The sequence below is a fragment of the Arcobacter sp. ISO1 genome, assembly GCF_058105185.1.
Map to the genome: position 1 here is coordinate 838785 of NZ_CM176573.1, position 25054 is coordinate 863838.

General features: G+C 26.8%; 27 protein-coding genes. 3 read left to right on the top strand and 24 right to left on the bottom strand.

Annotated features, from left to right (window positions below):
- Positions 1 to 18: 18 nt before the first annotated feature.
- The 6 genes from ccoG to mnmG form a co-directional block, all read right to left on the bottom strand.
- Complete coding sequence (gene ccoG / locus AC2TY9_RS04275; protein WP_489779695.1) at positions 19 to 1404, bottom strand: cytochrome c oxidase accessory protein CcoG; 1386 nt, start codon at positions 1402 to 1404, stop codon at positions 19 to 21.
- Positions 1405 to 1492: 88 nt separating this feature from the next.
- Positions 1493 to 2332: a hypothetical protein gene (locus AC2TY9_RS04280; protein ID WP_489779696.1), complete on the bottom strand. Its 840-nt coding sequence runs from the start codon at positions 2330 to 2332 to the stop codon at positions 1493 to 1495.
- 131 nt (positions 2333 to 2463) lie between these two features.
- Complete coding sequence (locus tag AC2TY9_RS04285; RefSeq protein ID WP_489779697.1) at positions 2464 to 3150, bottom strand: gamma-glutamyl-gamma-aminobutyrate hydrolase family protein; 687 nt, start codon at positions 3148 to 3150, stop codon at positions 2464 to 2466.
- Positions 3135 to 4130 (bottom strand): amidoligase family protein, encoded by a 996-nt coding sequence (locus AC2TY9_RS04290; RefSeq protein ID WP_489779698.1) that lies wholly within the window; start codon positions 4128 to 4130, stop codon positions 3135 to 3137. Before AC2TY9_RS04290 ends, AC2TY9_RS04285 begins: the two co-directional genes overlap by 16 nt.
- Positions 4131 to 4134: 4 nt before the next feature.
- Positions 4135 to 5496, bottom strand: a complete 1362-nt coding sequence (locus tag AC2TY9_RS04295; RefSeq protein ID WP_489779699.1) for a dihydrolipoyl dehydrogenase family protein — start codon at positions 5494 to 5496, stop codon at positions 4135 to 4137.
- Between the two features lie 262 nt (positions 5497 to 5758).
- The gene (mnmG, locus tag AC2TY9_RS04300; protein WP_489779700.1) at positions 5759 to 7627 is read right to left on the bottom strand and encodes a tRNA uridine-5-carboxymethylaminomethyl(34) synthesis enzyme MnmG; all 1869 of its coding nucleotides are present in this window, start codon (positions 7625 to 7627) and stop codon (positions 5759 to 5761) included.
- A gap of 222 nt (positions 7628 to 7849) precedes the next feature.
- Here mnmG and ribE point away from each other — a divergent pair, with 222 nt between their 5' ends.
- Complete coding sequence (gene ribE, locus AC2TY9_RS04305) at positions 7850 to 8461, top strand: riboflavin synthase (protein ID WP_489779701.1); 612 nt, start codon at positions 7850 to 7852, stop codon at positions 8459 to 8461.
- Positions 8462 to 8626: 165 nt separating this feature from the next.
- The gene (locus AC2TY9_RS04310) at positions 8627 to 10006 is read left to right on the top strand and encodes a DNA cytosine methyltransferase (protein ID WP_489779702.1); all 1380 of its coding nucleotides are present in this window, start codon (positions 8627 to 8629) and stop codon (positions 10004 to 10006) included.
- A 2-nt stretch (positions 10007 to 10008) separates the two neighbouring features.
- On the opposite strand, the gene AC2TY9_RS04315 is transcribed toward AC2TY9_RS04310, so the two are convergent.
- Together AC2TY9_RS04315 and AC2TY9_RS04320 are read right to left on the bottom strand one after the other, a co-directional pair.
- Positions 10009 to 10863 (bottom strand): type II restriction endonuclease, encoded by an 855-nt coding sequence (locus tag AC2TY9_RS04315; protein ID WP_489779703.1) that lies wholly within the window; start codon positions 10861 to 10863, stop codon positions 10009 to 10011.
- Positions 10864 to 11031: 168 nt separating this feature from the next.
- The gene (locus AC2TY9_RS04320; protein WP_489779704.1) at positions 11032 to 11541 is read right to left on the bottom strand and encodes a hypothetical protein; all 510 of its coding nucleotides are present in this window, start codon (positions 11539 to 11541) and stop codon (positions 11032 to 11034) included.
- A gap of 195 nt (positions 11542 to 11736) precedes the next feature.
- Here AC2TY9_RS04320 and AC2TY9_RS04325 point away from each other — a divergent pair, with 195 nt between their 5' ends.
- Positions 11737 to 12684, top strand: coding sequence for a hypothetical protein (locus tag AC2TY9_RS04325; RefSeq protein ID WP_489779705.1), 948 nt, complete (start codon positions 11737 to 11739; stop codon positions 12682 to 12684).
- Between the two features lie 341 nt (positions 12685 to 13025).
- On the opposite strand, the gene AC2TY9_RS04330 is transcribed toward AC2TY9_RS04325, so the two are convergent.
- From AC2TY9_RS04330 to AC2TY9_RS04405, 16 genes are all read right to left on the bottom strand, one after another.
- Positions 13026 to 13934, bottom strand: a complete 909-nt coding sequence (locus AC2TY9_RS04330; RefSeq protein WP_489779706.1) for a hypothetical protein — start codon at positions 13932 to 13934, stop codon at positions 13026 to 13028.
- 19 nt (positions 13935 to 13953) lie between these two features.
- Positions 13954 to 14271, bottom strand: a complete 318-nt coding sequence (locus AC2TY9_RS04335) for a hypothetical protein (protein ID WP_489779707.1) — start codon at positions 14269 to 14271, stop codon at positions 13954 to 13956.
- Positions 14271 to 14612: a hypothetical protein gene (locus tag AC2TY9_RS04340; RefSeq protein WP_489779708.1), complete on the bottom strand. Its 342-nt coding sequence runs from the start codon at positions 14610 to 14612 to the stop codon at positions 14271 to 14273. The genes AC2TY9_RS04335 and AC2TY9_RS04340 overlap by 1 nt, the downstream gene beginning before the upstream one ends.
- Positions 14609 to 14809, bottom strand: coding sequence for a hypothetical protein (locus AC2TY9_RS04345; protein ID WP_489779709.1), 201 nt, complete (start codon positions 14807 to 14809; stop codon positions 14609 to 14611). Before AC2TY9_RS04345 ends, AC2TY9_RS04340 begins: the two co-directional genes overlap by 4 nt.
- 91 nt (positions 14810 to 14900) lie before the next feature.
- The gene (locus AC2TY9_RS04350; protein WP_489779710.1) at positions 14901 to 15230 is read right to left on the bottom strand and encodes a hypothetical protein; all 330 of its coding nucleotides are present in this window, start codon (positions 15228 to 15230) and stop codon (positions 14901 to 14903) included.
- Between the two features lie 214 nt (positions 15231 to 15444).
- Positions 15445 to 16053: a site-specific integrase gene (locus AC2TY9_RS04355; protein ID WP_489779711.1), complete on the bottom strand. Its 609-nt coding sequence runs from the start codon at positions 16051 to 16053 to the stop codon at positions 15445 to 15447.
- 136 nt (positions 16054 to 16189) lie between these two features.
- Entirely contained in the window at positions 16190 to 16387 is a 198-nt protein-coding gene (locus tag AC2TY9_RS04360) for a hypothetical protein (protein WP_489779712.1), read from the bottom strand.
- Between the two features lie 163 nt (positions 16388 to 16550).
- Positions 16551 to 16850, bottom strand: a complete 300-nt coding sequence (locus AC2TY9_RS04365) for a hypothetical protein (protein WP_489779713.1) — start codon at positions 16848 to 16850, stop codon at positions 16551 to 16553.
- Positions 16851 to 17075: 225 nt separating this feature from the next.
- A complete protein-coding gene (locus AC2TY9_RS04370) occupies positions 17076 to 18176 on the bottom strand; it encodes a tyrosine-type recombinase/integrase (RefSeq protein WP_489779714.1) in 1101 nt (366 codons plus the stop codon).
- Positions 18177 to 18449: 273 nt separating this feature from the next.
- Positions 18450 to 19253 (bottom strand): rod shape-determining protein MreC, encoded by an 804-nt coding sequence (mreC, locus tag AC2TY9_RS04375; RefSeq protein WP_489779715.1) that lies wholly within the window; start codon positions 19251 to 19253, stop codon positions 18450 to 18452.
- Entirely contained in the window at positions 19246 to 20277 is a 1032-nt protein-coding gene (locus AC2TY9_RS04380) for a rod shape-determining protein (RefSeq protein ID WP_138152573.1), read from the bottom strand. The genes mreC and AC2TY9_RS04380 overlap by 8 nt, the downstream gene beginning before the upstream one ends.
- Positions 20278 to 20287: 10 nt before the next feature.
- Complete coding sequence (gene clpX, locus AC2TY9_RS04385) at positions 20288 to 21502, bottom strand: ATP-dependent Clp protease ATP-binding subunit ClpX (RefSeq protein WP_489779716.1); 1215 nt, start codon at positions 21500 to 21502, stop codon at positions 20288 to 20290.
- 12 nt (positions 21503 to 21514) lie between these two features.
- Positions 21515 to 22297: an acyl-ACP--UDP-N-acetylglucosamine O-acyltransferase gene (lpxA, locus tag AC2TY9_RS04390; RefSeq protein ID WP_489779717.1), complete on the bottom strand. Its 783-nt coding sequence runs from the start codon at positions 22295 to 22297 to the stop codon at positions 21515 to 21517.
- A gap of 12 nt (positions 22298 to 22309) precedes the next feature.
- Positions 22310 to 22753, bottom strand: coding sequence for a 3-hydroxyacyl-ACP dehydratase FabZ (gene fabZ, locus AC2TY9_RS04395; RefSeq protein WP_489779718.1), 444 nt, complete (start codon positions 22751 to 22753; stop codon positions 22310 to 22312).
- Between the two features lie 58 nt (positions 22754 to 22811).
- Positions 22812 to 23855 carry a lipid-A-disaccharide synthase gene (lpxB, locus tag AC2TY9_RS04400; RefSeq protein WP_489779719.1) on the bottom strand — a complete coding sequence of 348 codons (1044 nt, stop codon included), beginning with the start codon at positions 23853 to 23855 and terminating at the stop codon, positions 22812 to 22814.
- The gene (locus AC2TY9_RS04405) at positions 23852 to 24925 is read right to left on the bottom strand and encodes an epoxyqueuosine reductase QueH (RefSeq protein WP_489779720.1); all 1074 of its coding nucleotides are present in this window, start codon (positions 24923 to 24925) and stop codon (positions 23852 to 23854) included. The genes lpxB and AC2TY9_RS04405 overlap by 4 nt, the downstream gene beginning before the upstream one ends.
- Between the last annotated feature and the right edge of the window lie 129 nt (positions 24926 to 25054).

The window sequence follows — 25054 nt, forward strand, 5'->3', positions numbered from 1 at the left end:
AAATCCCCTTTTAGTTTTTTAGTTTTTAAGCTTGTCTGCTCTTGGGTAGATAAATACTGCTTTTCTAGTTACAGTAACTCTCTCTGGTTCATCAACTGCATAAGCCTTTATAGTTACACTAATTGGTGTATCTTTTGTTTTATCATTAACTAATATTTTATCAGTTTCTAATATAACTACTTTTTTAGCCATTCTTTTCGGACTTAATTTAAAAGGTCTAAATCTTTTAATTTGAATGTCATTATTATCAATTATTTCCAAGGCATAAGTATGTGGTTTATTATCTGTATTTTGGAATAAGAATAAGAAGTTGTTAGAAACAACATTACCCTCTTTTACTTTATAAAGTTGTGTTGTTTTATTAACATTCAACAACATATACTCTTTTTTACCACCCATAACAAATAAAAGACCTAGTATTATAACCAGTGCTATTGAATACATTACCGTTGATCTTCTAATAAGTTTTGTTGGTTCACCCTTTTCAATATCCCTTGTACTAGTCCATTGAACAAGAGAAGGTTTTCCAAGTTTTCCCATAACTGTTGTACATGCGTCAACACATTCTAAACAGTTAATACATTCAAGTTGTAAACCTTTTCTAATATCAATATGTGTAGGGCAAACTGTTACACATGATTCACAGGCAGTACATTCATCTGTTTCATTTGGCAAATCTTTTGCTTTGAAAATGATTTTTTCTTTACTATCATTATAAATATCTCCACCTCTTTTTGTAGAGTAAATAGCCTGATATGTATCATCATCATAAAGTACCGATTGAACCCTTGAATATGGACAAACATAAACGCAAAAATCCTCTTTTAACCAAACTACATCATAAACTAAAAATCCAGCAATAGCTAGAACAAAACCAATTAAAAACCAGTGTTCTGTAGGGTTCATAATATATTTGAAGAAATCTTCTGGTGGAACAAAATACCACATAAAATCAGCTGCCGCAACTAAAGATATAAAAGTCCAAATTAAAATTGCAACAACTTTTTTTGAAGCATTTTCTGCTTTACTCCAATCTGGTTCTTTTTGTTTATTTTTAATTCTTCTTAAACCTAAAAGTTTTGATTCAATTAAATCTCTGTAGATAACTCTAAAAATAGTTTGGGGACATGCCCAACCACACCAAGCTCTTCCTCCAATTGCAGTAGCTGCAAAAATTCCTAGGAATAAAAGCATTAGTAGAAATGGCATTAAATATAATTCTTGCATATCAAATGCAACACCCATTAAATGAAGCTGCTTTTTATCAAAAGATAGTAAAAAGATATGGTTCCCATCAATTCTAATAAATGGTACAACCAATGCTATTACTGTAGCAGCAACATAAGCGTAATATCTTTGGATTCTAAATGAAGTTTTTTTCATTGTAGCAGTTTTCGCTTCCATGTCACTATCCTGTCATTTTGTATTTTTCAAATTATATATAAACTAAACTTATAATAACCATAAACTATTATAAGTTAATATTATATTTTTACTTGTTTAGTCTTCTATATGTATTGATTCTTATAAAAATATCATTTATAATTGTATCAATATTAAACTTTTCTTTTTTGTTTAATTTTGGATAGTTCTCAATGATTTTTTCAAATTTGATGAAAACTTCATCAAGAGTTGTGAAGTTTATTGTTGGCAGATGAATCCCTTTTATCAATTGGTCATCATAGTTTTTATCTTTTCTTTTCAATAAAACTGGTTTGTTACCACATTCAATTGATTCTAAACATGTATTTAGGGATCCACTTAAAAGGTATTTTGTATTTTGAACACATCTTACATATTCTTGAGAATTTAGAAGTTGTGAAAATCTATTTTCAAATTTTTTTTCATCTCCAATAAAAAAGTATTCTCCTAGAAGAAGAGGGATTTCATATTTTGCACTTTTTTCACATAAATTAATTAACTCTTTTGAGTAGTCTTCATCCCCATAAAAAAACAATTTTTCATTTTTTCTTGAGTTTTGTTTTTTATATAAAAATTTATTTGTGATAGAAATAGGAATATCTTCAGGAATCTTATAAAGGAAAGAGAAGTAGCTTTTTTCTAGAGTTTCAATAAATTCTGACATTTCATCACTCTCATAGATTAGGGTGTCTCCTTTTTTTAAAACCTTCGAAAGATCATTTAATGTTTCAGTTGTTATGTAATTTTTTATATCTAATTGTTTTTTTGCATATGCTCCTGCACTAAACTCATTTACACATAAAATAGGTTCACAATTTTTTTCATCTAAAAGTTTAGTAATATAAGAGCATCTTCTTATTGCATCTAAACCAAAGGTATGACCTCCTTTTGCATATATGTAGATTTTCATTTTTGTGCTCCATCTAAGTTATTAAATATATTAAAATATAATTTATTATATTACTACAATATATATAAAAATGAATAATGTATTTGTCTATTTTTTATTTCAAAAATGTAGGTTAATCCTCTGGTTTTATTTTAATTGTAATCTTTCTTGTAGTTGATACATGCTTTAACAAATTTTTTAAAAATATTTCTGTGTTCTTTTAAGTATATTAAGTATTCTGGATGCCATTGCAAAGCAAGTAAAAAAGGGTAGTCTTTTTTTTCAACGGATTCAATAATAGATTCATGTTTTGATGAAACCTCTAAATCTTTTCCTACTTCATTGATTGCTTGATTGTGTATACTATTAATTACTATCTCATCTTCTTTTACTGCAGAGTGTAAATCAGTATTTTTTTTAACTTTTGCTTCTTTTATTGGAAAAATAGAATTTTGATGTATTAAGTATTCATCCAAATCAAGTATCTTTGCATAAAGATTTCCTTCAAAATAGATATTAATTAATTGCGCCCCTCTACAAATACCAAGAATAGGAAGTTCTTCTTTGTACGCTTTATCAATCATTTCTAATTCAAAAGCATCTCTTTGTTTATCAAGTTCTGTATTGTGAGCATCTTTATTGGCACCATATAAAGTTGGGTCTATGTCATTTCCTCCACTAAGTATCAATCCATCTAATCTTTTAAAATCAATATTGTTTTTCGATGGTCTTAGCCTAATGCAAGAAGCACCTTGTATCCTCAAATTCCATTTTATAAATAAGTATGCAAAAAAATTGCCTTTGTCAGGTAAGCAAACACCAACTAATGGTTTAGCCATGATTCTACTTTTCCTTCCCAAGTTGTTAGATTAATAATATTATCTAAATGTGTTAAGTACTCTTTTGCTAGAAAATTTAAAGATTTTTTATCATTTGCTAAGTTTTCTACAAGAATCCATCTATTCCATTCTTCTGAAATTTCCCATCCTTCATTTCCAATCATTGAATTTGATAATCTATAGTGAAATGCAGGTCTTGGTTTTATCTTTTCTTTGGGAAGTTTAGCTCTAACTTTGTCTTCATTGATAAAAGCTAAAACTGGAAGAAAATCAAGGGATCTATTTCTTGTTGGGTTAAATTCTAAATAATCTTCAATAAATTCATCAATTGTTGGTTTGTATGTTTCATCCAGTACATGCTTGATATAGTCATCTTTAAAGTTATCTATAAAAGGTGTTATTTTTCTTGCTAAGTCTATTTTTGCATCTTTATTTATATAGTTTTGAAGTATTAAATATGCCCTTGTATAGTCTAATAAACTTTTCACATCTAAAGAAATGACTTCTACGTTAATATGTAAACCAAAAGCATAATATATTTTATGCTTAGTTCCTTTTGCATGATTTTTTGCTAATTCTTTTATTATGTTATCAATAAGTGATACTTCATTTAAAGGAAGAGGTGGGGTACTTATTTCATATGGAACAATATCTTTTGAAAGGTCACCTATGATATTTTCAATATTTTCAATATCTTCTTCTTTTACTTCTACACCTATTTTTTGGGATAATTCTTTTATATTTTTTGGAATTCTTTGTTGAGTTAAAAGTTCAAAATCTAGTTCAAGTATAAAATCACCATATTTTGAATCAATTTTAAATAGGTAATTGTTGACTTTTTTTACTTTAAAGCCAAATTTTTCTTCTAAAATAGACAAGACATCTTCTATATCAATATTAGCAAATTCAAGTTCGAAACCAATATGTCTGATTTCATCTTCATAATTTTGTGTTACTTTTGGTTTTAAGAAATTATTCATAAAACTATTTCCTTTTTTCAATATTTTTTATTGTATTTATTGCAGCTGGTAAAAGAGTCTCACTTAAAGCAGGGTGAATATAAAGCATCTCTTTTAAATGCCTAATATCATTATCAATATGCATTACTGTTAATACTTGGTGAATCATAGTCGAACTTTGTGGTCCTATTATATGACAACCTAAGATTTCATAACTATTTTTATCAACAATAAGCTTTGTAAAGGGATAGTCTAATTTCATAGCTTCTGCTTTTGCACTTGCTTCCCATGAAGTTTTTGATATTGCAACTTCTAAGTTTTCTTCAATTGCTTGTTTTTCAGTAAGCCCAACACTTGCAATCTCTGGACTAGTAAATACAGCATGTGGCATATATTTAAATTTTAAAGGTTCTTTTTCATCTTCGAATAAAATCTTAAAAAGATAATTCATTTCATATGCAGCTGCATGCTGTAGCATATATTCTCCTGCTGCATCTCCTACAACATAGACACCTTTTGCATTTGTTTCAAAAAAATCATCTCTTTTTATATAACCTCTATCATTAGTTTCAATACTAGTATTTCCTAGTTTTAGACTATGAGCATTAGATTGTCTTCCTATTGCATATAATAAAGCTTCACTTTTATACTCTTTTGTTTCTTTATCTTTATTTTCAAGAGTGATTTCAAATTTGCCATTTTGGTACTTAGCATCTTTTATAGTAGAGTTAAACTCTATATCAATATTTTTGCTAAACTCTTCTTTGAAAATTTTTTGTACATCTTCATCTTCATTTGATAAAAGTTTATCTCCCCTTACCAGAAGTTTTGTTTTGATTCCTAAAGCATCAAAAACATTTGCTAGTTCACAAGCAATAAAACCTGAACCAACAATAGAAATAGAAGAGGGTATTTTTTCTAAAGGAAATATATCATCACTTGTCCATGCACCTTCAAAAAGCGGCTCTTTTGGAGAAGTCCCTGTTGCTATTACAATTTTATCTGATGTTAGTTTTTCATTGTTTACTTCAACTACATTATTTGAAAGAAAATATCCCACTCCTCTATATATATCAACATTATCATTTAATCGAGATTTATACTTTCCATCTACACTATGAATAAATGAATTATTGTTTTCAAAGATTTCTTTCACATTGATATTTTCTATTTTGCTTAAAATAGAGTGCCTTTGGGAAGCTTGGATATTTCTAATAACATCTGCATAACCAATTAGAAGTTTTGAAGGAACACATCCTCTGTTTGCACAGGTTCCCCCTAAACTTGATTTTTCAATCAGTGCAACTTTTTTACCAAGCTTACCAATGTTTTTTGCTAAGGAAGAGGCTCTTCCCCCTCCAATTATAATAGTGTCGTAAGTTTTCATTTTTTCTCACTTTTAGTAGAGATATTTATTTATTATAGAATAGTTTTATCAAATGAGACTTATTTTTCGATTAAAAACTAAAAATAATTATTATTTGTATGCTTAGGTATTATTGTTTGAATTATTAAATATAATGGTCACCTATTAAAAGAAAATTTTAATAGGTGACTTTTTTTATGAGAAGTATAAATTCCCCGCAATAGCAAGGATAGTTAGTAGTTTTAAAATTAGTATTTGAGAAATTTTATTGTTTTTTATTTTCTCAATCATTACTTTTTCTTGGAATATTTAAATACATATGTAAAATATCTAATGAAGCTGGTGTAATTCCAGAGATTTCACTTGCATTAAATAGTGTAGGTGGTCTAAACTTTTCAAGCTTTTCAACTACTTCATTTGATAATCCAGGGATATCTTTATAATCAAAATTTTCAGGTATTTTTAATTGAAGCATTTTTTTCATTTTTTCTATTTGTTTTTGTTGTTTGTAAATATATCTATAGTATTTTGCTTCAATAATAATTTGTTCTTTTAAGTACTCTTCTGTATTTGCTAAACTTGGAACTAATTTATCAAATTTAGTTGAATCAACACTACTTCTTCCGATAATATCAATTAAAAGTGCTCTATCTTTAATCTTATCTTCACCTAAAGATTCAAGAAGTTCTAGGTTTTCTTTTTTAGATGTAAACCATGCATTTGCCATAAATTCAACGGCATCATCTAAAGTTTTTCTTTTAAATTCAACTTTTGCTAATTGTTCATCATCAATAAGTCCTAAATCATGACCATATTGAGAAAGTCTAAGGTCAGCATTTTCTTCTCTTAAAAGAAGTCTATACTCCGCACGGCTTGTAAACATTCTATATGGTTCATTAGTTCCTTTTGTAACCAAGTCATCAATTAAAACTCCAATATAAGCTTCATCTCTTCTTAATACAAAAGGTTCTTTCTCATCAATTGCTAGGCAAGCATTAATTCCTGCCATCATACCTTGAGCAGCAGCTTCTTCATATCCTGTTGTTGCATTTATTTGCCCCGCATGGTAAAGATTTTTTATATCTTTTGTCTCAAGGGTGTGTTTTAATTCAGTTGGGTCAACATAATCGTATTCAATTGCATATCCATATCTAATGATTTTTGCATTTTCTAAACCGTTAATTGAATGAATCATTTGTTTTTGAACATCAATTGGTAGTGAAGTAGAAAGTCCATTTATATAATATTCCGTACACATAGCAGTTTGTGGTTCTAGGAATAATTGGTGTCTATCTCTTTCACTAAATCTATTTACCTTATCTTCAATACTTGGACAATATCTTGGACCACTTCCTTGAATTTGACCTGTAAAAAGTGGAGCTCTATGGAAATTTCCTGTAATAGTATCATGGGTTCCAACATTTGTATATGTTATATAACAAGGAAATTGTTTAGGACTGAAATTTGTTTTATCAGTCTTAAATGAAAAAGGAGTTGGCTTTTCATCTCCTCCATGGGCATCCATTACATCAAAATTTATTGATGAAGAATCAATTCTCGCTGGAGTTCCAGTTTTAAGTCTTCCAACTTTTAAACCTAATTCTTTTAATTGAATTGATAAGGTTGAAGATGGTAGTTCCCAAGCTCGACCAGCTTCGTATTTATTTTCACCAATATGGATTAATCCTCTCATAAAAGTTCCCGTTGTAAGGATTACTTTTTTTGATTTGAATTCTTCCCCTAGTTTTGTTTTTACACCACAAACTTCATTATCTTTAACTAATAATGAACTTACTTCATCTTGGTAAACTTCTAAATTAGGAGTACTATGACAAACCTTTCTCATATACTCTCTGTATTTGTCCATATCTATTTGAGCTCTTGATCCTTGAACTGCTGCACCTTTACTTGCATTTAAAATTCTAAATTGAATTCCAGTTGCATCGGTACATAATCCCATTTCTCCACCAAGGGCATCTAATTCTCTTACAAGATGACCTTTAGCAAGACCACCAATTGCAGGGTTACAAGAGGCAGCTCCTATTTGTTCAACTAACATAGTAATAAGTAGGGTTTTTTTACCCATTCTAGCAGCAGCCAAACAAGCTTCAATACCTGCATGACCTCCACCTACAACAATAACGTCGTACATATTTTCTTCCTTCGTATTTTTTCGATGGAAATTTCTTAGATAAATGTTTTCTTCCATTTATCTAAAAAATTTCAAAATTTTATTTTGATTGTTTGCTTTGTATTAAGCTTGCAGAATAAAGCTTAGTAAAACCAGCTTCTCATTAAAATTTCGGTATTATACCAAATATTTTAAAATTTACAAATTTTTTACTAATTAAGAATAATTAGAAAAGGAATACTATTGTTTACAGGACTTATTCGTGAAATGGCTAATGTTATTAGCTTAAAAAACAATTTTTTAACATTAAAAGCAAAATATAATCCAAAAATAGGAGATTCAATTGCAGTTAATGGAGCTTGTTTAACAGTTGTAAGATATACAAGTGATACTTTCACTGTTGAACTTTCACCTGAATCTCAAAAAATTTTAGCAATGGAAAACTATAGGGATCATGTTCATATCGAACCAGCTATGATGATGGGTGATAGATTTGAAGGGCATATTGTCCAAGGTCATGTTGATTGTTTAGGAACAATTAAATCAATTAAAAACAATGGAAACTCAACAGATTTTATAATCTCTCTTCCAAGTGAATACTCAAAATATATTATTCCAAAAGGTAGTGTAACTATTGATGGGGTATCTTTAACTGTAAATGATGTGATGAAAGATAGTTTTAGACTTACAATTATTCCTCATACAGTTGAGAATACACTATTCAAAACCTATAAGATTGGAACAAAAGTAAATCTAGAAACTGATATGTTTGCACGATATATTTATAATATGTTTAAAGGTTCTAAAAACACTTTAGATTGGGATGCTGTAGATAATATAATGGCTAGATATTAATTTTTGTACACTTTTTTATACACTTTAAAGTTCATTACTTTAGAGTGTATTTTTGATTTTAACTAAATATTATAAAAATGTTTTTATTCAAAGTTTAGTTTATTTCCCTGGACTTTTTTATTTATTTTTTGTATAATTCAATTTTATATAAAAAGGATAAACCTATTGAAATATATTGACTTATTTGCTGGTTGTGGTGGCTTGTCTTTGGGCTTTGAATCAGAAGGATTTGAGTTATTATTTGCAGTTGAAAAATCACCTATGGCAGCAGAAACTTTTTATCACAACTTCATAAAAAACATTAAAGATGCAGAAGAATGGAATCAATATTTAGCTAAAACTGACGAAGAAAAACTAAATTCTAGGCTTTTTGTTGGAGAAACACTTTCATTACTTGAAAAACCTGATTTACTAAATAAATTAAAATCAAAAATTGGTGACCTTGATTTAATTGTTGGCGGACCACCATGTCAAGGTTTTTCTCTTGCTGGTAAGAGAAACCCTAAAGACCATAGAAATGAGTTACCTTGGCAATTTTTAGAATATGTAGATATTTTTAAGCCAAAAATAGTTCTAATGGAAAACGTATTAGGAATGAGACAAAATTTTAATAAACACAATGAGAAGTCTCCATTTAAACAAATAAAACAATATTTAGAAGAATGTAGTAGTAAGTATGTTGTTCAAGAGTTGCAACTAAATGCAATGCATTATGGAGTTGCACAACATAGACCTAGAGTAATGCTTCTCGCAATTAGAAATGATATTGCAAAAAATAAAGAAATTTTTGCTCTTGATGATATTTGGAAAAGTGACGATTATTATGAAAATAAAGTAATTAGTCCCTTGTGTCCAAAACCTACTGTCAAGAAAGGTTTACATTTCAACGTAGCTGATGCACTTAGCGACTTTATTGGAGAATCTAAAAGTAAATACATAAATAAATTGAATAATCAAAGTGGATTTAGAAAAGTCATAAAAACAAGATTAAAAGAAAACATAGTTTTAAATCAAATAGAGAGACAACATACTGAAAAAGTTAAATTAAGATTTAGGCTTTATCAATATTTATCAAATAATGATGTTTCTTCAAAAATTTTAAATCTATCTGCAAAGTATTCAAATAATAAAGATTCTAATTTATTGATTGAGATTAAATCATTATTAACTAATTGTAAATACCCTGCAAAATCTCCAGATGGAGAATTAATAGCAAACGATAAGAATTCATTACTTGAATTGATTTTAAGTTTAGGAACTAAGAAACATTCTCAACGCCCATTAAAACTTCAAAATCCTTCTCCAACAGTTGTATCTATTCCCGATGATGTAATACACCCAATATATCCAAGAGCAATGACTGTTAGAGAACAAGCAAGATTTCAATCATTTCCTGATTATTTCGAATTTAGATCAAAAGAAACAACAGGTGGAGAAAAAAGAAAAATTGAAGTACCACAATATACACAGGTTGGTAATGCAGTTCCACCTTTAATGGCAAAGGTCATTGCAAATCATATTTTAAATCTACTTAAAGATAAGTAGATTTATTTATGAAATAACTTTATTACTTCAAGTTCATTAAACCAGTCTTCGTAACACATTACTGTATTACTATCACTTAATCTTTTATCAATTGCAGAACCAATAATTACAAATTTTACACCTTGTTTTTTTGCTTCTTGCAGTTTTGTATTAGTTAAGCTTTCTGGTCCAAGTTTATCCCCAAAATTCTTATTTCCAATTGCAGTACAAGCTCTATTCCTTGTATCTTTTGGCATTTGGGCAAATGTTAGTCTAAATCTATCATTTGAAGTGGTTTGGCATGCAACTGAACAACAGTTATTTGGGTCATTTTCATAAGCTTCTAAATCTGGAAAGAAGAAATCAAGTTTGCAACCGGCTTTTAATACATATTCTCTTTGATAATCGGTTTTAAAAATAAATCCTCTTTTTTGAAGAAGATATGATATATGGTGCATTAGACTTGAACCAGATCTTGAAACTCTTGATTGTCTATTTGAATCAGCTAATGCTGTTATCATCAAAGTGATACCATCTAAAATTGTTGTTGAATTTACACCTTTGGATACTGCTAATTTATAATCATCGATAATGTCTCTAACAAAAGGGTAATCCAAAACAGTGGCTTCTGCATCAGCAAATTTAATAAATTCTCTATTTATTGTTTCTTGTTTATTTAAAAATATCTCATATTCTATCTCTAAAAGTTTATCTAGTGCAAAATCTACATTAGTGAAATCATTAAATTTTGTTTCATATTCTTCTTGTGCAATTTCAGCCATTTCATATGTTGTAGGAATATATTTCCCACGAACTTTTTTTATTAATCCTTTATTCCCTTGCATTTCATTTTTAATATCATTAAAAGTAAATCTCATTTTTGTCCTTCAAACTAAAACATAAATAGTAGCATTATTTATTTTTAATTCAAATGAATAAATTGCAGTTTATAAAAGAGATAATTTAAAAAGTCATATTTAATAAAATATAAACATAACTATTAATATAAGCAGTAACTTGATTAGAGCTAAAAAAGAGAATAAATCTTAAAGAAGGTTTTGTATCCAATCATCTACTTCATTTTTTTTATAATAGATTTTCGTATTAGCAGATTTTGATTTAGTAGATTCTTTGTAATGGGGTAGTTTATTTTTTAATCTAGCCCGATAATTTTGTTGCTGTGATATTGAAAATCCATAAAGTACTTCAACATCTTTAACTGTCAACAATTCTTTATGCTTTAAATCTTCTATGGACTTAACTCTTTTTATTGGCTCTTTTAGTAGTTTGTTTAGATTAATTACAACATCCAAAATTGTTTTATATTGAGTAGATAAATTTTTTTGAAACTTATGTAAGTTTTCATTACCTTGAGATGAGAGTAATATTTTAAAATCATCTCCTAAGTAATCAGTAGATTCATTTGTTTTTTTATCACTTCCCACAACTTGGTTAATCATATTATTAATTTCATCATTAATAAAATCATCTTGAATTTGTTTAATTGTATCTAATAATTCCAATAGAATTTCTATCTGTTTTTTGACTTCTTCCATGGGATTGATTCTACTTTTTTTATACTAAAATACTAGTAAAAACTTTTTGCATAAATACAAAAGTAAATATCTGAATACAATAGCTAAATTAATGTTTGACAATAAAAATATATTATTACTCATATATAAGATGCTTGATTATCTTTTTAGATTTAGCCTACTATAATTTGTTTAAATATTAATAGGGTAGTTAAAATGACAGGAAGAAAAACAAAGAAACCTAGAAAAAATAAATGGGGTTGGAATAAGGAGAATGTATTAGAAACAGAATATTTTACATTTAAGTTTTCTAAGACAGAAATGAATGCACTAGAATATGCTCAAGAAATAGGATACATAGAACATGTTGGAGATGAAATTGATGCTTTACTTGATAATAGTTTTTCATTTTATGAAATGAGAGATTATCTAAATGATAAAATATTTAATGATATAGTAACAATGTATAATCAAGAAAAAGGACTTATACGAGAAATTGAAAAACAAGAAATAAAAGAATACCCTATATTAGGATTAAAAAATATAGAAGATTTTAACTATGATAATTTGAAGAAAAGTGAAAAAAAACTAGAGAAAATTCATTCTGATATAATGGTAGATAATTACTTTAAGCAAATATCAGATTCTTGGTTTAAAACATTAAAGGGAATTTTGAATACTGCACAAGCATTGGCTAATGCAAAAAAGGATTTAGCTAAGGATTTTAAGACATTAAGAAAAAAACTTATTGAAGATAGAATATTATCAGAAACAACAGTCTCTAAATTAATTGGTATTACAAAAAATGAAGTTATCATGAATCCCACTTATCATGAATTTTTGCCACGTTCCTATGCAACTTTATATGAAATGAAAAATATTGATAATAAGATTTTAATAGAACATATTAAAGATGGTAGCTTAAATCCTCAAGTGGAAAGACATCAATTAAGAGAAGTATTTCCAAAGCATTATCAAAAACAGAAAAAAATGGAAGATATGATTATTGATAGTTATAGTACTGACACCGTAAAGTCTAATAAAATTACTATTGAATATAATCCAAATAATATAGACTTTCAAACAAAACGAGATATAACTAACTTAATTGAAAAATTAAAATTAAATGAGAATATAAAACTTGATATTATAGGTGATATATAATTTTGTATTAAATGTTAGTTTAATAAAAATTTCACATGTGAAATTTTAAAAATTTAAATATTGAATTAAATCAATAAAAACTAAAAAAGCACTAATTTAATTTAAATATTGAATTAAATCAATAAAAACTAAAAAAGCACTAATTTAATTTAAATATTGAATTAAATCAATAAAAACTAAAAAAGCACTAATTTAATTTAAATATTGAATTAAATCAATAAAAACTAAAAAAGCACTAATTTAATTTAAATATTGAATTAAATCAATAAAAACTAAAAAAGCACTAATTTAATTTAAATATTGAATTAAATCAATAAAAACTAAAAAAGCACTAATTTAATTTAGTTAGTAATTAGCTTATCTTTATTATTGAATTTATCGATTATTTTATCAACAACTTGTTTACTGATTTTGTTATCAACAATTGTTGTTTCACCTTTAGAACCTCTTTTTCTTATGCTTCTTTCTACTTTTCTTTCTATGGTTTTTTTATCCCATAATTCATTGCTTATTGTGTCTATTATTTTTGCTTTACTTAAACCGATTTTATATAATTCTATAATTCTATCTTTTTGTAGCTCTGTAATAGCAATAATATCATTATTGTTTAATCGCTCTTTGTTACTTTTAAGTCTTTTTTCATAATATTCGAAGAAATCGAATATGTGTACATAATTATTGTTTATTTGTTTATCAAGTGTTTCTATATATTCATCTAAATGTATTTCTTGTTCGAAGGGATTTACAATAATATTGATAAAATCTGTTCCTATTATTCTTTTTAAAAAATTCCCTTTATAGAATAAAATATCATGATAAGAACTAATTTCTTTAGCTTCATATTTTTGAATATGTTCAATATAGCTGTCAAAGTTGCTAAACAAATATTTTAAGACATTTCTAGATAGTTCTAACTCATTATTACTCATTAATTGCAATTCGATATAGTCATTTTTTATATGATTCTCTTTTCTTTTTAATTCTAAATTCAATTTATTGTAAGCCGAATCAATCATTTCATAATATTCTTCACATACGCCTTTTGTTTTATCATTTTCTATAATTTCTTTTAGATTTAATGCAATTAATTTTCTTCTTTTTGATATCCTCTCACTAAAGAAGAATTTATTTGATAAATCTTCTCTTTTCAATAATTCTAATAAAATTTTTTTTTCTTTAAAACCTTCTATATAGTGATTCTTTGCTAGATTTATATCTCCTATTATTGACATTACTTGTTTTTCATTCATTTTTTCTCCTTTAATTTTTTTATATATATTTTTTTAAAAAATATTCTCGACCAATATGTATAAACTTAACAAACTCTTTTTTTATGGTTTCATCTAAATAGCCATTTTTTAACAAGTCTTTATAGGCTTCTAAACTTTTTAGATAAAATTCAAATAGTTCATAATTCATTTTGCTTATATCATCATCTTGATTTTTTAAATCTAATTCTTTTATTTTTCTATTAATCAATTTTGTTTTATTATCTAAATCAACTATTTTTTTATAAATATCATTTTCTGAAATCATATTTCTAAAATCATATTTCTTATCATATACATATTTGTAAAAACTTTCCATTAATTCTCCCTTTTTAGTTTTTGTATTAAATCAGCAGTATTTATACCTTTATCAATACCTACTGTTCTTTTTTCATCATCATTAAAAATATTTCTATAGTTTCCGTATTCTTTCAAATCTTCAATATTTCTATTACTATCTTCGTAAAATCTTTTTAGTAATTCAAATCTCATATAACAATTACCTATGTCATAATACTTTTTATATTTAGCATTAAATTCATCTATGTCAATATCCATTAATACTAAAGAATCATCTACACTCAAATTCACAAAACCAAAATTAAAACTTCTCTTTTCATTATTCTCCATATTCAAGCTCTCAATAAAATTTGTATTCATATTTCCACCTTGAAATATGTATCTTGAATTTTTTTATCTTCAATCAGTTCATTTATTAATTCTTGTTTGTTTATGTTTTTATAGTTTTCTTTTAGAACTAACTCACAAACATATGAACTCATATTTCCTGTTTCTTTTAATATTTTGTAAACTTCATCGCTGATACTTAAACTAATTATTCTTTTGTACTTTTTCATTTTTCTTTACCCTTTTTCTTTGACCATTCAGTAGAAGAGTCAACTTTTTTCTATTTTTTTTATTTAATAATTTATATTTGCCTTTCATTTTTTACCCTCCAAATATTTTGATATCTAAAACTACTTCACTTAAGTCATTACTGTTTATTTCACAGCTATATCTATATCCAATTAGAGAATCATCTTTTAAAATTAGAACTAAGTATTTTTCATTACATAAAAAAACATTTTTACTATTAAAAGATTCACTAATTAATTTAGTTTTACAGTCAGTCAAATCCCAATATCTTTCATGTCCAATTCTTTTACAGTTACTAAAGTTGTAACTAGTAAAATCTTTGTAAAATAAATCATTATTTTGAATCTTGTATTTGCCAATCTGTATGTTTTTAGAATTATTCACAACTCCCATATTTTCCATAAATACGCCCTTTTTGATTTATTTATATTTTATTTATATATTTAGTTAATAAATTTATATAAATTCATGTACTTTGATTATTTTTATGCAAAAAAAAAGAGACAGAATTTTCTGTCTCTTAAAATGGTTTTAGATGATTACTTAAATCATCTAGAATTAATGATTTAAAAATTTAAATATACTACTCAATTAAACTAGTTAGTTAAAATCTAAATTATCTAATTAAATTCTTTATAATATCATTATCATTAAAATTCATATATTTGTAAGTTGTTAATACGTTTTTATGACCAATAAATTCTTTAATCATTTTCACACTAATTCTTTCTCTACCCATATCAGTTATTAGTCCACGTCTAAAACTATGACTAGCATAATCTTTTCCTAGCACTTCTTTTATAACTTTATTGACTTTATTTATCATTACAATACTTCTTTTTTTAATTTCATATTTGTAGTCTTTAATATTTTCAAAGTCATCTTCTCTTAAAACTTTATATCTGTTTTCATTGCTAATAATAAATTTGTTTCCATCTTCTTGTATACTAAACAATTTAATCAATTCTTTTTTAAAATTTTCACTCAAATATATTTTTCTCTCGCTTTTTGTTTTACTGATGTAAATTTTTACGATGCCTTCATTTAATAGCCTATATACATCTTTAAACTTTATTGTTCTAACTTCATTTACTCTTAGTCCACTATAATATAAAAAGCAAAAAGTTCGTAATAAATCAAGTCTATTTTCATTTTTTATATTTTCATTACCTCTTATGTAATACATGAGTTTTTTATATTCTTTATTTCCAATACTTTCTTTCATCTTGAATCCTTTATTATTATAATAAATATATAAATTTATATATTTTATAATTATGAATATAAACCCAATATTAAAGTATAAAAAGTTGTTTAAAGACCATCATTTTGGTATTATAAAAATATATATTTTATAATAACTAATGATTCTGAACGAATTCTCTAAAGTTCATTTTATTTTCGATTAATTCACTTTTACTTTTTCTTCTAACTTGAATAATATTCTTTTTTGTCAACTCTAAATTACAAAGAAATTTATCAAAATCTTTATCATCTAAATTTTTACTTCTACGTAATATATTATCAACACTTTTTATCAAGTCTTTTACCTTATCCATAGATACTCCTTTTTATATTATTTATTAATGTGCATAAAAAAAGGTAGAATAAAAATATCCTACCTTTTGAATATTATAAATATTTGTGATTAATAATTATAAACTCCTTTATAATATTAGTTTTTCATTCTTAAGACTTTTTATTTATAATTATTAATCACTTTTATAGAATCATATAATGAATTGTCTTAGCTAATAAATCACAATATATATCTTTTGTTTCACAAAATAAATTGTAATATTCATCATAAATTTTAATGTCATATAAATCATTTTTATTTAAACTGATATAAACAGTGCCACTTTTAATTTGATTTGTATTCTGTATCTCAATTATTAAAGTATCTTCCGTTCCTAACCAATTCTTACAATTCCAATGATTGATTTCTTCTTCATTAATTAACAGAGATTCTTTTATTAAAGTTGGGATAATATAATCGTTGTAAGGGTAAGTTTTATCCATTGAATTAACCTTATAATAAACTTAATTTATTATATAAACATAATTTTAAGACTTATTAAAAGCTAATTAAATGATTGAAATGTAATAAAGGGTTTATTCAAAAGAAAAATATTAAAAAATGAATTTGTCTAATATAATATAAGATAAAATTAAAAATTAATATTTTCTAACTAAACATTAATTACAATCATTAATAAAACTTCATGGGGAATAATTGGAATATAATTATGTTCTAATTAACTCCCAATATTTTTCAAATACTTCTTTTTTATCTTCATATGAATAATGTAAATAGTGAGCAATTACACCTCTTATTTTATGTTCTAATGCTGTGTCTATTAATGTGATATCAACTTTTTGCTTTGCGAGAATTGCAGTAAATATTCTTCTTAAATCATGAGGTGTAATACTCTGATTTTTAACAAATGTTATGTCAATAGAATTTATTAGTTTTCTAAATCTTGTACTAATTACACCCCTCTTTAGAGTTGGAAATAAAAGTGCATCTTCTTCTATTGTGTTAATATAATTTTGTAGCTCTTTTGGTAAAGGGAATTCGTAAGTTCTATTTGCTTTTGTAATCTCTTTAGGTGCAATAATTTTATCGCCATAAATATCAGATTTTCTTAATTGTATTAATTCTCCAAATCTGTGAACTGTCATTAAAAGTAAAATGAATAAAGAATTAGTTTCTAGGTTAATATCACCTTTTTTCGTATGGTAATTTGAAATATATTCTACTTCCCCATCAATTAATTTTTTATAGATTCTTTTTGCAATTTCTAGTTCATTATCAATAACTTTTTCAGATATTGATTTTGCAGATGATGCAACTTCATTTTTTAATACAGATAGGGGATTATGTTCTAAATCTCCATTTATTACGGCATCATCAATTATTGGACTAATTATACTTTTTATTCTATTTTGATAGGTAATACTTTTATGAGAATACTTACTCTTTAAATGTAATATATTTTTAGCTGTAATTTTATTTATAGGTTTTTTCCCTAAAGTATCTCTTATTACAATATCATAATAGTTAATATAGTGATTTCTTGTAGTTTCTCTCCAATCTTTAGTAAGTAGTTTTTTATCCCATAAGTCATTTAAAATTAAACTTTTATCATCAAAGGGATTAACATTTTTTGATAATTGAAGTTTTACTTCGTATAGTTTGTCATGTGCAGACTTTTCACTATGGCAACCAAATATTTTAGTGAAATTTTTTGTACCGTAGTTGGTACCATTATGTTTGAATCTTACATAAATGTTTTTCGTTCCATTTTTTAGTATCTTTGTTGTAACTCCTTTATATTTAGCCATGAAAAATCCTTTTGTTTTCCTACTGTAAGAATTATAATACAAACAAAATTAAAAAATATATTTTTTATACACTTTTATCTATTTTTATATACTTTTTTATACACTTTAAATGATATGACTTTAATTAACTTTACTTTACTATAGTGATAAAATAGTATCTATAGTAATATATCTAGTATATTTGAGAATTTTATAATATATTTGCAAGATATATCTATAATATGTTTAAAGGGCAAAAAGATTCTGGTTTAACTTGGGACAAAGTGGAAGGGATTATGGCTTCTTATTAGAAGTCTCCTCTTCTTTAACTTCTTTTTTTTCTTCTTGAATTTTTTTATAAACAAAAAATGAGTTTTGTTTTAAAACTTTTGCATAGGGTAAAATAGTAGCTTCTTGTAAGTCTTGCATCTTTTTTATAGATAACACACGTCCAACTTTTAAGCCCTTGAAAAAGATATTATCCATTCCAGAAGTTATAACTTCATCGCCCTTTTTAATATCAAACCAAATAGGGATATATTTTGCTATTAAATATTGACCATTTTTAGAAGCATGGATAATTCCTGGTGCTTCATTTTCTCCTATAAAAATTGCATAATTACATTTTTCATTTCCGTTTAATAAAGCTTTCGCTTTATTGTCTTTATTTACCACAATTCCAGCTGCATATTGATCTGAAATAACTCCTAAAATAGAGTCATCTTTTTTTTCCATATCTAACCAAATTTTTGTATAGTCATCAAAATCAACATATGACAAGACTTTTGTAAATTTAATTTGTTCAGTTGTTGAATTTGTATGGTTTAAATTTTGATTTAAGTTGTTTAATTCATTTTTCGCAGATTGATATTTTAGCTTAAAACTTTTTAGCTCTTTATTTTCATTTTGTAAATACTCTATCGTTTTTGTTTGGTTAAAGTATTTATCTTTTGTTTCTTTTATTGATGTTTTTGTATCAATATATAGTTTTTTTAGCGATGTAAAAGGGGTAAAATTTTTAGCTACAACCTTGTCTATTTCAAAAATATAGCCAAGGGAAATAGCTAAAAAAAGAATAAAAAATACAAATTTATTCATTAGTAATTAATTTTAAAAGTGCGTCCTGATCTAATACATTGCTCGTACCATAAGCTACTGCTAATAATGGTTCATCTGCAACTCTAACTGGAAGTTTAATAATATCAGCAAGATATTTATCAAGTCCTCTAATAAGTGCTCCACCACCTGTTAGCATTACACCATTATCTACAACATCTCCTGCTAAATCTGGTGGCATATTTTCTAAAACTGATCTTACAGCTGAAACAATCTCTCTTAGTGGTTCTTTTATTGCAGTTCTAACACCTTCACTTCCAAGTTCAATTGTTGAAAGTAACCCAGAGTTATCTCTACCTTTAACTTTGATTTTTAGTTCGGCATCTTGTTTTATAGCTGAACCTATCTCAATTTTAATATTTTCAGCTGTTCTTTCACCAATATATAGATTGTAGTTTTGTCTTACATATTCCATAATAGCTTTGTCAAATCTATCTCCAGCTACTTTTATTGATTTTGAAAGAACTAATCCACCAAGTGAAGTTACACCAATTTCTGTTGTACCACCACCAATATCAACTACAACATATCCAGAAGGATCAGAAACAGGAATCCCTGCACCAATAGCTGCAGCCATAGGCTCTTCAACTAAGAATACTTCTCTAGCTCCAGCACTTAAAGCTGATTCTTTTACAGCTTTTCTTTCAACTTGTGTAATACCATAAGGAATACAGATAATTATTCTAGGTCTAATAAAAGATTTTCTTGCATGGGCTTTTTCAATGAAATATCTAATCATTCTTTCAGTCATTTCAAAATCAGCAATAACTCCATCTTTCATAGGACGTACAGCTGTTATATTTAATGGTGTTTTACCAATCATTTGTTTAGCTTCTTGCCCAACAGCTAGTATTTTATCTTTTCCATATCTGTCATTTTGCACTGCAACCACTGATGGTTCATTTATGATAATACCTTTTCCTTTTACAGAAACAATAGTATTAGCAGTTCCTAAGTCAATTGCCATATCATTTGAAAATACACCTATTAATTTATCTAATAACATCTATATCCTTCTAAGCTATTTTTGGTTCATTTTTTTTTGAAACAACATCTTGTGTGATTGTTACTGTTTTGTCTTTATATTCGGGTAAATCATACATAATATCAAGCATAACATCTTCTAAAATTGATCTAAGACCTCTTGCCCCTGTTTTTCTTTCAATTGCAAGTTTAGCAATTTGTTTTAATGCTTCATCTTCAAACTCTAAAGTTACATTATCCATTTGGAATAGTTTGATATATTGTTTTATTAATGCATTTTTTGGTTCAGTTAAAATATGAACCATATCATCTTCAGAAATCTCATTTAATGTAGCAATCATATGAAGTCTACCGATAAGTTCTGGAATAAGTCCATATTTAACTAAATCATGAGCTTCAACATCGGCAATGATACTATCATCATCTTTACTTTTCTTTTCTTGGTTGAAACCTAAAACATTTCCACCTTTTTTCTTCTTAACAATCTCTTCAAGACCATCAAAAGCTCCACCGCAAATAAATAAAATATTTGTAGTATCAATTTGAATTGCATCTTGACCAGGGTGTTTTCTTCCACCTTTTGGTGGAACATTTACAACTGAACCTTCAATGATTTTAAGAAGTGCTTGTTGAACACCTTCCCCTGAAACATCTCTAGTTATTGATCTATTTTCACTCATTCTTGCAACTTTATCAACTTCATCAATAAAAATAATTCCAGTTTCAGCTCTTTGGATATCTCCATCAGCTGCTTGAATAAGTCTTGTAACAACATTTTCAACATCATCACCAACATATCCTGCTTCAGTAAGTGAAGTCGCATCAGCAATTGCTAAAGGAACATCAAGATATTTTGCTATTGTTTGAGCAAGTAGTGTTTTACCAGATCCTGTTGGTCCAATCAATAATACATTTGATTTATTTATCTCAATATCATCTTCAAGTTCATCATGTCTGAAAATTCTTTTATAGTGATTATAAACTGCAACAGATAAAACTTTTTTTGCTCTATTTTGACCAATTACATAATCATCTAAAATATCTTTTAATTGTGCAGGTGTTTTAATTTCAAAGTGCTCTTTAGTTGTCTCTAACGTTTTAGCATCTTGTTCAGGTATTTGGTTCCCTACCATTATTTCATGTGCAGCATTAACGCATGATTTACAAATACAAGCATTGTCTCCAGAAATTATTGGATTATCAGCAGTATCCGGTGCTCCACAAAAATCACATTCAAGTTTAGCCATTAAACTTATCTCCTATTTTCTATTAAATGGAATTCCACGTTTTGTATTAACTACAAAACTTGCTAATTCCTGTACATATTTATTGTTATTATTTTCAAGAAGGTCATTGGCTACATCTGCAATAGGGTTACCCGATTCAAATATTGCCTTATATGCTTTTCTAACTTCATCTATATCAGATCTACTATCAAATCTTCTTCTTAAACCATTTAAATTAAGTCCTCTTAAAACAGCTCTATTCCCTTCTGCTAGGCAAAAGGGTGGAATGTCTTGAGTAACTACAGAACCACCAGCAACCATAACGTTTGAACCAATTTTACAAAATTGGTGTATAGGTGTAAGCCCACCAATAACTACATTATCATCAATCTCAACATGTCCAGCAAGTGTTGCAACATTTGCAAATACACAATTGTTTCCAACTATAACATCATGTGCAACGTGAGTATATCCCATAAATAGATTGTTATCACCTATTTTAGTAATACTTCCTCCACCTTTTGTTCCAGGATTAAAAAGAGTATATTCTCTAATTTTATTATTGTCACCAATAACTAACTCTACATCTTCCCCATCAAACTTTAAATCTTGGGGAATACTTCCTAATGTTGCATGTGAAAATATTTGATTATTTTTACCAATAGTGGTTTTCCCTTCAATTAAAGTGTGAGAACCAATTGATGTACCATCACCAATTTTAACATCTTTTCCAATAAGTGTAAATGCTCCAATAGTTACATTTTCACCAATTATTGCTCCATCTTCGATTATTGCTGTTTTGTGAATATTACTCATTACAACCCTATATTATTTATCAACAATCATAGCTTTTAACTCTGCTTCAGCAACTAAATTATCATCTACAAAAGCTTTACCATCAAGTACGATTAGGTTTCCTCTTAATTTTTTAACTTCAATTTTGTATACAAGTTTATCCCCAGGTTTAACTGGACTTCTAAATTTTGCACCATCAATACTCATAAAATAGATTACTTTATTTTTCAATTCTTCTTGTGTTAGGTCATTACTCTTAAGTGCGAGTACTCCACCTGCTTGTGCCATTCCTTCTAGAATTAATACACCAGGGTAGATTGGGTGTCCTGGGAAGTGACCCATAAAAGCAGGTTCACTAATAGAGATGTTTTTATATCCTGTGATACTTTTTGCTTTTTCCATATCAGTAATTCTATCTACTAATAAAAAAGGGTATCTATGAGGTAAAATCTCTTGAATTTCCATTATGTCTAACATTATTGTTTCCTATTGTGTTCTATGTTTAAAAAAGTCATATATTTTATCCAAAAAAAAATTAGTTTTGGATTATGTTTGCAACGTTTTGGGAACTACCACCTTGTAAATAGTCTCTTAAAATCTGAGAATTTTTCAAGTAGTCATCTCTATTCATAAGCTTATATTCATTGAATAAGTTATCCACTGTAACTTCATCTTGTAAGAACTCTTTATGTATTGATTTTTTACCCATCTTTTCAAAAAATATATTTGCCAAACCAATTGAAGGAAGTTTTATTAATTTTATTGCAATAAAGTAATCAATCTTTTTTGCAATATAACTTAATACAAAAGGTGTTCCTATAATTGCAGCTTCTAGTGTTGCAGTTCCAGAGCATATAAAGCCAAATTCAGCTTCTCTGAGTTCTTTATGAGAATCCCTTGAAACTTCAAAGGAACTAATATCCCCATAAATTTTTTTGATGTACTCGTCATCAAATTTTTCAGGAATAATCAAAATATGCTTTTTTTCTTTGATTTTTTTTGAAAGCTCTTTGAAAATAGGCATATGGTTTATTATTTCACTTTTTCTGCTCCCAGGCATATATATAATTTTATTTGTTTTTGAAATTTGAGTTTTAAACTCTTTTATCTCATCTAAAAGTGGATGACCCACATAAGTGATTATCTCTTTTTTTGTATAGATATCTTTTTCAAATGGTAGTATTGAACATAGTTTTGTGCAATATTTTTCTAGCTTTTTAACCCTTCCTTTTTTCCAAGCCCAAGCTTGAGGAAGGATATAATAGATTATCTCTTTATTTGGATAAGTAGCTTTTAGTTTTTTTGCAAGGGGAAGATTAAATCCTGAGCTATCCATTAGTAAAACCTTATCGCAATCCCGTGCTAGTTCAACTAACTCATCTCGAAGTTTAAAAAAAAATCTTAGTTTTTTTAAAGCATCAACAAAACCCATAATTGCAAGGTGAGAAAGGTCATAAAGAGGATTTCCTAACTCTTTATCAAAAACACCAAAAAATTCTATATCATCTTTTAGGTGTTTTTTTAGTTCTTTTAGATGAATATTTGATGAAGTTTCAAGGGCACTTACCAAAAGTTTCATATAATGACTTCTTTAACATCTTCATATATTTTTGCATCTAGTTCTATTTCATATTTGCCATCGACTATTTCATCAATTACAACAATAGTTGAAAGACCATATGGATTTTGAGTGATTTTTTGTCTAATATTCAATTCTGATTCAAAAGTAGGGGGATTAAATATTAAATCTTTTATACATTTGTAAAAACTATTGCCTATTTCATTAAAAATATTTAGACTTAAAACCTTTACTTCATCCCTATTTAAATAGGCAACTTCATCTTTTTCATAATCAATTCTTCCATTCATCTTATTTCTATTTAGGGTTGAATAACATAAGAAATATGAAGGAACAATTTTTTTATCTATTTTTACTTTTCCACTTAAGATTCTATAATTTAAAAATCTTTGTTTTATTAATTTGTATGGGATTTTTTTCTCTTCTAATTCATCTCTTTTTTTATAAAGTTCTAATCTACTTTCAATTGATTCAGGTAGGATTTGATTTGAAATTGGAGAAAACATCTCATCCATAATTTTCTTTTGTTGTTCCCTTTGTTGTGTAAGTCCAAATAAACAACCACAATAATTTTGTCTATAAAGGGAGTTTTCTTTTACAACTTCCCCTTGGATTTGTGTACCACTCCCACTTCTATAATCTCTAAAAATAAATTCACAATTGTACTTTTCCTGTAAAGAAGCTCCAATTTTTTCTAATTTGTCTTGAGATTTTTTTGGTGAAATTAAAAGTGAAGTTGAGAACTTGTCATGCCCTAATTCAATAGCTTTTTTTACACTAACTTCCAATCTGTCATCAAAACAAACTGTACATCTATCACCTTTTTCAGGTTCGTTTTCTAAACCTTTTACTTTCTTTAACCACTCTTCAAGATTGTATGGACCTTCAAGTAATTCAATACCTAATTTTTTACATGAATACTCTACATCTAAGTATCTAAGTCTGTATTCATTGTATGGATGAATATTAGGATCATAAAAAAATCCTACCATTTTTTCATTGGGAAACTCCTCTTGAAGTTTCTCTAAAAAGTAGTGGGAATCAACTGCGCAACAAATATGAACTAACAAAAATAACCTTTGATTTTTTAATTTATCTATTTTTTAGTATTATAGTGAAAATATTTATGAAAAGGATTAGAGATAAAAAGAATTATATACTTTTTAATTTTTGTTTTATTTATTTCAGGTTGCTCTTTT

Excerpts from the sequence above, each read along its gene's own strand:
- AC2TY9_RS04360 (WP_489779712.1), bottom strand. The coding sequence starts at position 16,387 with ATGGATAAGGTAAAAGACTTGATAAAAAGTGTTGATAATATATTACGT.
- lpxA (WP_489779717.1), bottom strand. The coding sequence starts at position 22,297 with ATGAGTAATATTCACAAAACAGCAATAATCGAAGATGGAGCAATAATT.
- mnmG (WP_489779700.1), bottom strand. The coding sequence starts at position 7,627 with ATGTACGACGTTATTGTTGTAGGTGGAGGTCATGCAGGTATTGAAGCT.
- AC2TY9_RS04350 (WP_489779710.1), bottom strand. The coding sequence starts at position 15,230 with ATGGAAAATATGGGAGTTGTGAATAATTCTAAAAACATACAGATTGGC.
- fabZ (WP_489779718.1), bottom strand. The coding sequence starts at position 22,753 with ATGTTAGACATAATGGAAATTCAAGAGATTTTACCTCATAGATACCCT.
- AC2TY9_RS04320 (WP_489779704.1), bottom strand. The coding sequence starts at position 11,541 with ATGGAAGAAGTCAAAAAACAGATAGAAATTCTATTGGAATTATTAGAT.
- AC2TY9_RS04365 (WP_489779713.1), bottom strand. The coding sequence starts at position 16,850 with ATGGATAAAACTTACCCTTACAACGATTATATTATCCCAACTTTAATA.
- AC2TY9_RS04340 (WP_489779708.1), bottom strand. The coding sequence starts at position 14,612 with ATGAATACAAATTTTATTGAGAGCTTGAATATGGAGAATAATGAAAAG.
- AC2TY9_RS04345 (WP_489779709.1), bottom strand. The coding sequence starts at position 14,809 with ATGAAAAAGTACAAAAGAATAATTAGTTTAAGTATCAGCGATGAAGTT.
- AC2TY9_RS04335 (WP_489779707.1), bottom strand. The coding sequence starts at position 14,271 with ATGGAAAGTTTTTACAAATATGTATATGATAAGAAATATGATTTTAGA.
- AC2TY9_RS04285 (WP_489779697.1), bottom strand. The coding sequence starts at position 3,150 with ATGGCTAAACCATTAGTTGGTGTTTGCTTACCTGACAAAGGCAATTTT.
- AC2TY9_RS04290 (WP_489779698.1), bottom strand. The coding sequence starts at position 4,130 with ATGAATAATTTCTTAAAACCAAAAGTAACACAAAATTATGAAGATGAA.
- AC2TY9_RS04330 (WP_489779706.1), bottom strand. The coding sequence starts at position 13,934 with ATGAATGAAAAACAAGTAATGTCAATAATAGGAGATATAAATCTAGCA.
- mreC (WP_489779715.1), bottom strand. The coding sequence starts at position 19,253 with ATGAATAAATTTGTATTTTTTATTCTTTTTTTAGCTATTTCCCTTGGC.
- AC2TY9_RS04295 (WP_489779699.1), bottom strand. The coding sequence starts at position 5,496 with ATGAAAACTTACGACACTATTATAATTGGAGGGGGAAGAGCCTCTTCC.
- AC2TY9_RS04280 (WP_489779696.1), bottom strand. The coding sequence starts at position 2,332 with ATGAAAATCTACATATATGCAAAAGGAGGTCATACCTTTGGTTTAGAT.
- lpxB (WP_489779719.1), bottom strand. The coding sequence starts at position 23,855 with ATGAAACTTTTGGTAAGTGCCCTTGAAACTTCATCAAATATTCATCTA.
- AC2TY9_RS04370 (WP_489779714.1), bottom strand. The coding sequence starts at position 18,176 with ATGGCTAAATATAAAGGAGTTACAACAAAGATACTAAAAAATGGAACG.
- AC2TY9_RS04315 (WP_489779703.1), bottom strand. The coding sequence starts at position 10,863 with ATGAGATTTACTTTTAATGATATTAAAAATGAAATGCAAGGGAATAAA.
- ccoG (WP_489779695.1), bottom strand. The coding sequence starts at position 1,404 with ATGGAAGCGAAAACTGCTACAATGAAAAAAACTTCATTTAGAATCCAA.
- AC2TY9_RS04380 (WP_138152573.1), bottom strand. The coding sequence starts at position 20,277 with ATGTTATTAGATAAATTAATAGGTGTATTTTCAAATGATATGGCAATT.
- clpX (WP_489779716.1), bottom strand. The coding sequence starts at position 21,502 with ATGGCTAAACTTGAATGTGATTTTTGTGGAGCACCGGATACTGCTGAT.
- AC2TY9_RS04355 (WP_489779711.1), bottom strand. The coding sequence starts at position 16,053 with ATGAAAGAAAGTATTGGAAATAAAGAATATAAAAAACTCATGTATTAC.
- AC2TY9_RS04325 (WP_489779705.1), top strand. The coding sequence starts at position 11,737 with ATGACAGGAAGAAAAACAAAGAAACCTAGAAAAAATAAATGGGGTTGG.